The 11,302-nt window shown below is 47.5% G+C and carries 7 protein-coding genes; 4 read left to right on the top strand and 3 right to left on the bottom strand.

Features of this window, described 5'->3' with window-relative positions; all coding sequences use genetic code 11:
- Positions 1-662: 662 nt before the first annotated feature.
- Positions 663-1,337 carry a hypothetical protein gene (locus GGU45_RS21675; RefSeq protein WP_435228357.1) on the bottom strand — a complete coding sequence of 225 codons (675 nt, stop codon included), beginning with the start codon at positions 1,335-1,337 and terminating at the stop codon, positions 663-665.
- 252 nt (positions 1,338-1,589) lie between these two features.
- On the opposite strand from GGU45_RS21675, the gene GGU45_RS21670 reads away from it, so the two are divergent.
- Positions 1,590-2,336, top strand: coding sequence for a phosphoglycerol geranylgeranyltransferase (locus tag GGU45_RS21670; RefSeq protein WP_435228355.1), 747 nt, complete (start codon positions 1,590-1,592; stop codon positions 2,334-2,336).
- Positions 2,337-2,558: 222 nt separating this feature from the next.
- Here the strand turns inward: GGU45_RS21670 and GGU45_RS21665 are convergent, their stop codons facing one another.
- Together GGU45_RS21665 and GGU45_RS21660 are read right to left on the bottom strand one after the other, a co-directional pair.
- The gene (locus GGU45_RS21665) at positions 2,559-3,284 is read right to left on the bottom strand and encodes a LytR/AlgR family response regulator transcription factor (protein WP_435228353.1); all 726 of its coding nucleotides are present in this window, start codon (positions 3,282-3,284) and stop codon (positions 2,559-2,561) included.
- Positions 3,285-3,324: 40 nt separating this feature from the next.
- Positions 3,325-4,389: a sensor histidine kinase gene (locus GGU45_RS21660; RefSeq protein ID WP_435228351.1), complete on the bottom strand. Its 1,065-nt coding sequence runs from the start codon at positions 4,387-4,389 to the stop codon at positions 3,325-3,327.
- A gap of 167 nt (positions 4,390-4,556) precedes the next feature.
- On the opposite strand from GGU45_RS21660, the gene GGU45_RS21655 reads away from it, so the two are divergent.
- The 3 genes from GGU45_RS21655 to GGU45_RS21645 all read left to right on the top strand — a co-directional run bounded on the left by GGU45_RS21655 (position 4,557) and on the right by GGU45_RS21645 (position 11,201).
- The gene (locus GGU45_RS21655; RefSeq protein ID WP_435228349.1) at positions 4,557-5,591 is read left to right on the top strand and encodes a hypothetical protein; all 1,035 of its coding nucleotides are present in this window, start codon (positions 4,557-4,559) and stop codon (positions 5,589-5,591) included.
- Positions 5,557-7,908: a hypothetical protein gene (locus GGU45_RS21650; RefSeq protein WP_435228347.1), complete on the top strand. Its 2,352-nt coding sequence runs from the start codon at positions 5,557-5,559 to the stop codon at positions 7,906-7,908. Before GGU45_RS21655 ends, GGU45_RS21650 begins: the two co-directional genes overlap by 35 nt.
- A gap of 311 nt (positions 7,909-8,219) precedes the next feature.
- Complete coding sequence (locus GGU45_RS21645; RefSeq protein ID WP_435228345.1) at positions 8,220-11,201, top strand: glycoside hydrolase domain-containing protein; 2,982 nt, start codon at positions 8,220-8,222, stop codon at positions 11,199-11,201.
- The last annotated feature ends 101 nt before the right edge of the window (positions 11,202-11,302 follow it).

Raw genomic sequence — 11,302 nt, 5'->3', positions numbered from 1 at the left:
CGGGGAGCTGCAGCGCAGCGCTGATCCTGTTAGTAAGCAACAATACGGGTAATAAAGGTGCAGCGCACCGGTAATTATTGCAGTTTGTATAAGCCGTGCACAGGAAATTACCGCCGCTCTGCGGCTACGGGAGGTTTTGGACGCTCATCGTTATAAGGGTCAGCGGCGCGCTGCGCCTGTTTGCCATAAAAAGATGCGATCTTTGGGGTCTGAAAGGCTTACCCGTACTACATTTCATGGTAACAGACCTGTTCTTAACCTGGCGTGCATGCACAAGGCGGATAAAAGTTTGTGTTCCGATACATCGCATTGGCGTCAGGTTAAGGGGATGTAAGCATGCCGGCAAATCTGCGCTATTAAAGGCTTTGAGGGGCATAGCCCCGGATAGATTTTAGAACATCGTGCTTCAGCGCGATGTTAGCAGCGAAAAGGCAGATGTGAGTGCCATAGGCACGGCAGATGTTTCGAGCTGACGGCTCTCAACCCTTCGTGTGGATAGCGAGACGGGTTGAAACCCGCTCTTACAATATTTATCTGCCGCTATGCGGCGGGTACAGTTTGCATGCTAACTTGACGCCTATGCGATGCATCGGGAGTGAGCCATATAATTGGACATCCGCGCACTAACGAAACGACATTGATTAGCCATTCACTAACCCGCCCTACGCCATCCAATTGGAAAGTGTTATCTGATAAACCCATTTGCCCTTTATTTTTTTGTAGATCAGGCACCAACCCTCACGGGCCGTTTTTGCTTCAATAATCGCATAGCGGCGGTTTTTAGAAAAAGCAGGAGTGGAAAAGACGAAGCACTTTTTGTCTTCAGTTTTCAGCCTGCTGGCATAACGTTCCTCTTCTTTTTGAATGGCGGCCCTTTGCTGGGCCTTCGTCCAGTCCTTATCCAGTTTCAAAACAACATCGAAATGTTTGTTGTTCCTTCGTATTTTCTGTTCGGTGGAATCGGGGATGTTCCATGCTAACGTGAGTATTTGAGCACTTCGGCCATCATAATGCGGGATTTTTTCATAGGGATTGATCCGGGCTCTGGGTATTTTAAAATCAGACCAGTTGAATTTTTTTGCCTTAGTACGTTCCGCAAGTATCGCCTCCGGGTCAAAACCAGGATTCTCTTTTAAAAAGGCTTTGAGTTCCTGTTTATCAAAACCGGGGTAGCGCAGTATAAAGCTGGAATCTACCAGGTGGAAATAGGAAAACTCAGCGGGCACGACTTTTTCAACTACCGACAGTACCAGATTTTGAATGTCTTTTTGCTGGCCGAAGGCGCCAATGGTAAGAAAACTAAGCAGTACCATCAATATCAGGAATTGTTTTTTCATGCTTTCCGTAATTTTGGAATTAACTTAAGCACCAACGCTGTATGGCTAAGATGCAAGATCGGTTAAAAATGCATAAACGGACTTTTCTAAATTAGAAATGAGGCCATTGCTGTAGTATTAATTAAAAGAATCTGTGTTTCTGCGTTTCAGTGGCAACAATGCCGGGTCTTTGCGGCTTCATCGTTAGTGTTTCAGCGCTTTAATGGCTTTTTTTGGAAAAACTTTTGCATTTTTGCAGAAACCTCCTTCCTGATGAAGATGAATATTTATAGTGGCCTGGTGGAAAAGAAGTTGAACGCGCAAAAATCTTTTGCAGTGTTGCTGGACCCCGATTCTGTAAACCCTTCTTCATTAAACGGCCTGGTGGACCTCTCCGAGGCCTCCGGGGTAGACTATTTCTTTGTAGGCGGAAGCCTGGTACTTTCTACCCACCTGGATGAAGTAATCCGTAAGATCAAATCCCTTACACAGATTCCCGTGGTATTATTTCCCGGGAGCCCTTCACAGGTAAGTAAATTTGCGGATGCCTTGCTTTATCTTTCCCTGATTTCGGGGCGGAACCCCGAATTGCTGATCGGCCAGCATGTGGTTTCGGCGCCTTTTGTAAAGAAGAGCGGGCTGGAAGTGATACCTACCGGCTATATTGTAGTGGATGGCGGCGCGCCCACCACGGTTTCGTATATCAGCAATGCCGCACCCGTTCCTGCTGATAAAAACGATATTGCGCTTTGCACGGCAATGGCCGGCGAAATGCTGGGGATGAAGCTGATCTATATGGATGCAGGGAGCGGGGCAAAGAATCCGATCACGGAATCCATGATCCGTTCAGTTGCCGAAAATATCGAAGCACCCCTGATCGTGGGAGGCGGTATCACCGACCCCGAAAAAGCCCTTCTCAACTGCGAGGCCGGAGCGGATGTAATCGTAGTAGGCAATGCCATTGAAAAAGCACCCGCGCTTATTAAAGAGATCAGTGATGCCGTGCATTCGGTGAGTTAATAGGCAATAGTTAATAGTGAATAGTTAATGGATAACGGTCCTGCATACATGGAACGAAATCTGACCTGAAACCTGGACCGGGGGGTAGCTTTTTAACATTCAGCGTTGAGTCTTTAGTATGGTCAGTAGTGAATAGTTAATGGTTAATAGTTGATGGATAGTGGTCCTGCATGCATGGAACGAAATCTGACCTGAAACCTGAAACCTTGAACCTGAAACCTCTTACAGACTCATCATCTCCTTAAACTTTACCGCCTGTCTGCGGCTTACTTCGATCTTTTCCCCGTCTTTTAATTCAACCAGCAGGCCATTGTTAAAGTAGGGTTCTATTTTTTCGATCATCCGCAGGTTGATAATATGTTTGCGGTTTGCCCTAAAAAAAGCTTTGGGGTCCAGCCGCTCTTCAAGCGCGTTCAGCGATTTTAATATAAGCGGTTTGTTAACGCCAAAGAACACTTTGGCATAGTTGCCCACACTTTCAAAAAGCCGGATCTCGCTTAAGCGTACAAACCAGCAGCGGTCGCCGTCTTTTACAAACACCTGGCTGTTCTCATCCAGGATGTCATAATTGGTAAAGGACGCGGCCTCACTCTCTTCATAGTCCGGCAGGTTCAGTTTTTTTATGGCGTCCTCCAGCCGTTTGGAATCAATCGGTTTTAACAGGTAATCCAATGCATTTACTTCAAAGGCCCTTAATGCATATTCATCATAAGCGGTGGTAAAAATGACAAGGGGCGTGTATTCCAGTTCTTCCAGTAATTCAAAGCCTGATTTACCCGGCATCTGTATGTCGAGGAAGATGAGGTCCGGCTGTTGGGTGTTAATCTTGCGCATGCCTTCCTCTGCATTACCGGCTTCATCCATCACCTCTATCTCCGGAAAATCGTGTAGCAGCTTTTTTAATTCGGTACGCGCCAGGCGTTCATCATCGATGATTATTGTACGCATATATTTCATACTATTTCATTATAAATAGGGTGCATTTCGTTTAAGCCGGCAGTTCGATCCGGGCTTCAACCGTTTCGGCACTCAGCTGCCGGATTTCAAAGCCGCTGCGCCCGGGGTATAAGAGCTTCAGCCGGTCGCGGATGCTGTTCAACCCAAAGCCTGTATCCTCTTTTGCTGCTGTGAGCTTACCGGTGTTTTGCACGCAAAGCTCAATCAGATTATTGCTAAGCCGTGCCGCAATATACACCAGCCCTCCTCTCACCTCCCGGCTAATGCCATGTTTGATGGCGTTTTCCACCAGCATCTGCAGCATCATCGGTGGAATTTGTTTTTCGAGCGCATTGCTGTCGATATCATAACTTACTGCCAGCCGGTCCTCAAAGCGCACCTGCTCCAATGCCAGGTAGTCTTCAATAATGGCCAGTTCATTTTTGAGCGTTACCGATTCCGTTTTGTGCATCGTAATACTGCTGCGCAGGATATTGCTCAGCTCGGTGATAGCCTCGCGTGCGCGGCCCGGGTTTTCATCTACCAGGGCCCGGATGCTGTTCAGCGCATTAAAAATAAAATGGGGATTGATATTGGATTTGATGGTTTTTAGCTCAAGTTCACGAACCAGCGATTTTAGCTGCAGGGTATCGATCTGCTGCTGCTGATAATCGCGGGCGTAATGGTAAATGATATAAATCGCGTTCCAGATAAATATATAAATAAACCAGGAAATCATATTATTGAACGACACCAGCCAGATGCCCCTGCGTCTTAACACATCAATTTCCCGCGGGGTAAACAACATAAATTGTTTGTAAACCTGTTGCTCAATGATGCTGCAGATGGATGCGGTGATGATCGAGAGCAGGATGAAATTGAGCAGCTGTAATCCCCGGTTATATCCCAGCAGGCCCAGCCGGAGGATGAACATCCGCATCAGGTGAGTGAGGATCATACCAATGACCAAAAAACTTAATGCGCGCATGAAAAACTGCGTGCGATCCTGTGGCGTATCAAATTTTCCATAAAACCAGGCAAAGAAGAGGTGGATGAGAAAAAGTCCGCCCCACCCAATTAGCTGAAACCACCAGTATCGCTGCTTGCCAGAAAACATAGCACAAAACTAACCAATAAAACCCCGGTTTTAAATGAAAATAAGTAAATGGTGATTATTGGTTATAAATGGAAAGATAACATGGGCGTTCGGACTTCGGTTAGATGCTGAATGCTGAGCATCACTGATATCCCGAATCTCCCTACATTTGCCGCAACTGGAATTGGATGAATCGATCAACCGCAGTTTTTATTTTCATGCTGGTGCTTGGTATAGCGGCCTGTAAAGACAACCGTCAACCCCGGCAAACGGAGCGGGCTTTCTATTACTGGAAAACTGTTTTTGCGCCCACGTCGTATGAAAAACAACGGGCGGATAGCCTGGGTGTTACCACGCTTTACATCAAGCTGTTTGACGTGGTTTGGAATAAAACGAAGCAAGCACCAGAGCCGGTTGCCAAGCTCCTGGTAAAGGATACGGCCTGGCTGCTGCAAAAGAATGTGATTCCTGCGGTGTTTATTACCAATGAATGTTTTTACGGCCTCGACAGCGGCCAAACTGTTTTGCTGGCAAAAAATATTAATAGCCTGGCAGATAAACTCGCAATGCAAAACGGCTTTGGAAGCTACCCGGAACTGCAGATCGACTGCGATTGGTCCGAAACAACCCGCAACCGGTATTTTCAACTCCTGCGTGTTCTTAAGACCCTCAATGGGAAAAGAAGGGTCGCCGTCACCATCCGCCTGCACCAGGTAAAATACCGGCAATCCTCCGGTGTTCCTCCTGTTGACAGGGGATTGCTGATGTGCTATAATATGGGCGATCTGCAACAGGTAAATATAAAGAACTCGATCATTGATGCACAGGAATTTCAACGTTATATTCAACGTATTTCCACCTACCCGCTGCCACTGGATGCGGGCCTTCCGTTGTTTTCCTGGGTAGTTGTTTTTGAAAACGGACGGTTTGAAGGGCTGATCCGAAATGCCATGGATCTTTCGGGCCAACCCGCGATTTTTAAATGGTCTGGCGCGGGATATCTTGTTTTAAAGGACACGCTGTTGGGAGGGCGCCCCATAAAATCCGGGCAATTTTTGAGACCGGAAAACAGCGATTTTGAGATTGTGAAAACCGTGGGTGGATTGCTGTCCGGAAAGCTAAACAGCCACAGGCTATGCGTGGCATTGTATCACCTGGATTCCCTAACTTTAAATAAATATTCCCTGTATGAACTGGAAAGCATCTATAACAGCCTGCGTTAGCTGTATATTTCTGGTAATTCCGAACAATATATTCAGTTGTGCCGATGTGGAAGATGCCTATAGCTCCTTTACTTCTTTCTTTGATAAATATGCAGCTGCAACACCGGCCTATGCACCGTTTTATTTTGCCGACCTCCAGTTTTTGCGGGACGATGAGGAACGGCCGGCGACCGCCGCAGCCATTGTAAAAGAATGGTGCGCGTTTACCGGAAACCTTGTTGCACAAAAGGACGCTCATGCATTTGTGATGCAATTTGACCGTAAAGATCTGTCGGCGCTGTATTATCATATAGAGGAGGGAAAACCCCTGGCGCTTCCGGACTCTGTAAAAAATAACGGGATGACCCGGTACTTTCTTGAGCATAAAGATCTGGAAGCGCTGGGCTACCTGATGTATGCAAAACAAGTGGAGCCCTATGTTACACAGGAATATAACAGCTGGAACGCCACACCCAGGGATAGTATCAGGATGAACGGGTTACTTAAGAATGGGCTGCAGTTACACAAGGCTGCAAAGTCGCCATTGTTCCGGTTGAAATATGGGTACCAGGTAGTGCGGCTGGCACATTATAACCACCAGTATACAGATGCGATCCGGTATTATGATGAGCTGGTAGGTACTAACCCCACGCCGGGCATATTGCAATCATTGAGCCTGGGGCTAAAGGCCGGTGCCCTTTACCAGCTGAACCGTAAACCGGAGGCCGCCTATATTTTTTCGCGGATCTTTAATGCCACCAATGTAAAAAGAATTGCCAACTTTAACAGTTTTGCCTGGTCCGTTCCTGATGAAGCGCCGTTTCGCAAAACCTATCTCCCGCTTTGTAAAAACAACGAGGAAAGGGCCGGGATGCTGGCCCTGTACAGCCTGAATAATGCGGCGCCGGATGTTGCGGTTTTGTCGGAGATTCATCAGCTGAATCCCGGTATGGAAGTGATGCCCACACTGGTTGTACGGGAGATTAATAAAATAGAGATGGCCTGGCTGCATGGGTTTGATATGCAAATGCCTGCCGCCGGGAGGCAAGGTGTACAAACGGTCAGGGGATCTTTTTCCGCAGAAGAAACAGCGCAGCTTACCGCATTGGTAAAAACCCTTGAAGATATTGCCGGCAACCGGAAATATGGAGAAAATGCATTATACCCCATTGGCGCAGCCTATATCTCCTGCATGCTGAAAGACTATAAAAACGCCAATCGTTTTTTAGCGGCAGCTAAGAAAATAAAACGTTCTCCACAGCTGGAAGATCAATGGATGCTGACCAGCCTGCTGGTGACCATCAACGAAAACAACCGGCTGGATGCCGCCGCCGAGCAGAAGATATTGCCCTCATTGCAATGGCTTTGGAAAAAGGCCAACGAAATGGACCTGGGTTCCGAAAGCAACCCCCAACAGTACCAGTGGGGTGTTTTTTTTAAGAACGTTATGGTTGATGTAATGGCGGCACGTTACGCCGCGCAGGGCCAAACCAACCGGATGGTGCTGGCCTATGGTGCAGCGGATACCATCAACCAGGTATACCCTGGCGCCATTAATTATATAAGGGATTCTTTTAGTATACCGCAGGCAGAGGCCTTGTACGGATTTCTTACCACCTCCGGATTTACTCCTTTTGAATCATTCCTGTTAAACATCAATACCCTTCATGCTGGTGGGGTAGCGGACTATATAGGTACGGCTTACCTGCGGGAATATAATTACGATAAAGCGATCAGCTGGCTGGGTAAAGATGATGGCAATACACTTATCGAAAAAGATCCGTTTAAGGAGCTGTTGTACGACCGGGAAGAGCGGCTGCCGGGTGACAAGGCAACTACTACAAAACTGGCTTATGCCAAAACCATGAAGAGCTTACTGACCAAAGGGGGCGACCCGCAAGCCCTTTACAAACTGGGGCTGGGGTATTATAATATTACCTATTACGGTTATGCCTGGGAGCTGGCTACCTATTTCAGGAGCGGATCCGATGGGTACATGATACCGCCGGAGGCAACCGCATTTGAAAAAGATTATTATGGCTGCTACCGGGCAAAGGATTATTTTGAAAAGGCATTGAAGAAAGCAACAGATCAGGAGCTCAGGGCAAAATGCCTGTTTATGATAGCTAAATGCCGCCAGAAAGAGTTGCGAAAGCCGCAATATGCAGACTTTAACTATGATTATGACCTATACGATCAGAAACTAAAAGCATATTACAGGGGCTTTAAAAGAAATCCTCTTTTTGTACAATACCAAAAGGAATATGCCGGTACCCGGTTTTATAAAGAAACACTTACCCGCTGCTCCTACCTGCAGGATTTTGTAAATGGAAAATAGGAGTGATGCCACAGAAGCACTGAAACACTGGATTTTAATGTTTCTTCCAACAAAGGCCTCGCTGTTTCAGCATTTCATCCGTCTTCATTCAACAGCCTGAAGTCTTCTGTGCTTTAGTCTCTGTGGCAAACATGGGAGGCGCTGAAACACAGATGGTCCCTGGAGACGGATTCGTCCGGCATTTGCGAAGGGGGGTATCAAAGATCTGTGCATCAGAATCTCAGTGGCTTTTCTACACAAACGATTGCGCAAAAAAGAACGACAGGCGGTGAACCATTTTTTATAGTTTTGTCGGATCAAAGAGCCTATATATGAAGTATTTTCTTTTAACGCTTGCCATCCTTGCTTTTGGTAGTTTGCATGCTCAACAGTTGAAATATGTTAATGGAAACAACAGCTGGGATTCCGATTCGCTGGGCGATCATCGGGCAATCATACAGTTTAACGGTCCCGGGAAGGTAGCCAAAACAGTTGTAGAATGGCGGCGCAGGGATGCCAATCCGGAAGGCAAACGCATCATTGTGCAGGATGCACGTACAGGTGCAAAGATCAATAATGTAAAAATAGCTGCAATTAATAACGAAAAAGGCACGGTTCTTTTTGAACCGGTTTCGGGCAAGGGCCGGTATTATCTCTATTACCTGGTGTCTAAAAATTCCGGATCGCCCAATTATCCTACGGTCAGGTACCTGGAGCCGGAGCATACTGCATCGGCGGAATGGCTGAACAACCTTCCGGCACAGCTTCCTGAAAATGCCCCGGTGGTGGCTCTTGAATCGAGCGATGCATTTAACAGCTTTTATCCGATGGAGGTTACCGCAACTGCTGCTGAAGCCCGTACGCTGCTTGGCAAGTATAAGCGCGCCGACTACGTGGTTTTTCCGGAAGACCGGCAGTTTCCGGTTAAAATGTTTGCGCAGCTGCCCTATCGCTGGGTGCAGCGGGGCGCGGTAAAAGACTTTAAAGGAAGTGCAATGCGGGGCGAAAATTATTCCTTTCAGCTGGCAGTGTATGCGCTAAAGAACCTGGACAATGTCACGGTCCGGTTTTCTGACCTCCGGAATGAGAGGGGAGGCATTATTCCGGCTTCCGGCATGAGTTGTATCAATACCGGGGGTATTGATTATACCGGAAGACCGTTTACGAAAATGGTGCCTGTTGTTAAAGACAGTCTGCAGCCGCTTTGGTGTCTTGTAAACATTCCGGCAGCTATTAAACCCGGTGTTTACCGGGGGCAGGTAACCGTGGATGTCGCCGGTGGGGCTGCAACCCGTGTTCCTGTTGCACTGACCATTGCTGCGGAGCTGGCCAGGGAAGGCAATACCGGGGAACCCTGGAAGCAAACGCGCTTAAATTGGTTGAACTCCACAATGGCCCAGGAAAATACGGTGATTGCGCCTTACACGCCGCTGGTATTGAAAAATAACCGGATCGATTTACTGGGAAGGCGGGTAACTGTTGACCCGTCAGGACTTCCGGCACAGCTGCAAACTTTTTTTACAGAGGAGATGACGGATCTGAAGACGGAGCCAAACAATATTGTTACGGAGCCCATTCATTTTCATTTTACGGGTGCAGATGGCAAGGACCTGAAATTTGAAAATAAAGGCCTGCAATACACCCGGCAGGAACCGGGAACGGTGGCCTGGACGGCGGTCAATACCAACCCCCTCTTACGGATGGAGGTTGCGGCCTCCCTTGAGTTTGACGGGTTTCTCGCATACACCGTAAAAGTGACGGCGCTGCAGGATGTCGATTTCCGCAACATCGCCCTGCATATCCCTTTCACCAAAGAAGCGGCTACCTACCTGATGGGGCTGGGAGAAAAAGGGCGCTTACGGCCCGACAGTCTCTCCTGGAACTGGGATGTGGCCAATAAGAACCAGGACGGGGTTTGGGTAGGCGCGGTCAATGCCGGCTTGCAATATACCCTGCGCGATGAAAAATATGTACGCCCGCTGAACACGAACTTTTATTTGCAGAAACCTTTATTGCTTCCGGCCTCCTGGGGCAACAACCATAAAGGCGGCATCATCATTGCGCAGAAGGGGAAATCGATCCTCGCCGATAATTATACCGGTGCCCGCAGTATGAAAAAAGGGGATACGCTGTATTTTAACTTTAACCTGCTGATAACCCCCTTTCATACACTGAATACCGATTTTCAATGGGCTACCCGGTTCTACCATCGGTACGACAGCATTAGCAAAATAAAAAGTATTGGTGCCACAATAGTAAATATTCACCATGGAAATGCCATCAACCCCTGGATCAACTACCCATTTATTGAGTGGCAAAAGATGAAGACCTATATCGACCAGGCGCATGAAAACGGACTAAAAGTAAAAATATACAATACAGTACGGGAGCTATCCAATCACGCTTACGAACTGTTTCCTTTAAGAAGTCTCGGGCACGAAGTGTATTCGCCCGGTAAAGGCGGTGGGTTCCGCTGGCTGCAGGAGCATGTGGGTTCCGACTATATTGCCGCCTGGTTTGTGCCGCAGGTAAAGGACGCTGCCATCATCAACAGTGGTATGAGCCGCTGGCATAATTATTATGTGGAGGGGATGAACTGGCTTACAAAAAAAGTGGGCATTGACGGCATCTATCTGGATGATGTGGCATTTGACCGGATCACAATGAAACGGATCAAACGCGTTTTAACGGCCGGTGGACATCCGGGCATCATCGACCTGCATTCGGCAAACCAGTATAATAAGCGCGATGGCTTTATCAATAGCGCCAATCTATATATGGAGCATTTTCCTTACCTGAACCGTTTGTGGTTTGGGGAATATTTCGACTATGAAAACAATAGTCCCGATTTCTTTTTAACCGAGGTGAGCGGGATTCCGTTTGGACTAATGGGAGAAATGCTGCAGGATGGCGGTAACGCCTGGCGGGGAATGGTATATGGGATGACCTGCCGGATACCCTGGACGGAAAATGCAGATCCTACAGGCATCTGGAAGCTTTGGGATGATTTTGGCATACAGGGCTCAAAAATGATCGGTTACTGGGTGAGCGCCAATCCCGTAAAAACAGATAACCCCGGCGTAAAAGCCACGGTGTACAAAAAACAGGGAAAAGTGCTGGTATCCCTTGCAAGCTGGACAGAGGCAGATACGGACGTGCTGTTAAGCATCAATTGGAAGCAACTGGGCATTGACCCGGCCAAAGCAACGATTACGGCGCCGGCGGTTAATAAGTTTCAGGAAGCCAGGAGTTTCAGGATCGGTGAAAAAATTCCGGTTCCAAAAAATAAAGGATGGATGCTGGTGATAGAGTAGGTTCGGTTTCTGATTTCTGATTTCTGATTTCTGATTTCTGATTTCTGATTTCTGATTTCTGATTTCTGATTTCTGATTTCTGATTTCTGATTTCTGATTTC

The organism is Niabella hirudinis (assembly GCF_051201075.1).
Classification (GTDB): Bacteria; Bacteroidota; Bacteroidia; order Chitinophagales; family Chitinophagaceae; genus Niabella; species Niabella hirudinis.
Note: the sequence above shows the minus strand (reverse complement) of the source record. Positions and strands in the feature narration are given on the sequence as shown.

What these genes read in the sequence shown, in the direction of transcription:
- GGU45_RS21675 (WP_435228357.1), bottom strand. Translation starts at nt 1,337, where the DNA reads ATGAAAAAACAATTCCTGATATTGATGGTACTGCTTAGTTTTCTTACC.
- GGU45_RS21670 (WP_435228355.1), top strand. Translation starts at nt 1,590, where the DNA reads ATGAAGATGAATATTTATAGTGGCCTGGTGGAAAAGAAGTTGAACGCG.
- GGU45_RS21665 (WP_435228353.1), bottom strand. Translation starts at nt 3,284, where the DNA reads ATGCGTACAATAATCATCGATGATGAACGCCTGGCGCGTACCGAATTA.
- GGU45_RS21660 (WP_435228351.1), bottom strand. Translation starts at nt 4,389, where the DNA reads ATGTTTTCTGGCAAGCAGCGATACTGGTGGTTTCAGCTAATTGGGTGG.
- GGU45_RS21655 (WP_435228349.1), top strand. Translation starts at nt 4,557, where the DNA reads ATGAATCGATCAACCGCAGTTTTTATTTTCATGCTGGTGCTTGGTATA.
- GGU45_RS21650 (WP_435228347.1), top strand. Translation starts at nt 5,557, where the DNA reads ATGAACTGGAAAGCATCTATAACAGCCTGCGTTAGCTGTATATTTCTG.
- GGU45_RS21645 (WP_435228345.1), top strand. Translation starts at nt 8,220, where the DNA reads ATGAAGTATTTTCTTTTAACGCTTGCCATCCTTGCTTTTGGTAGTTTG.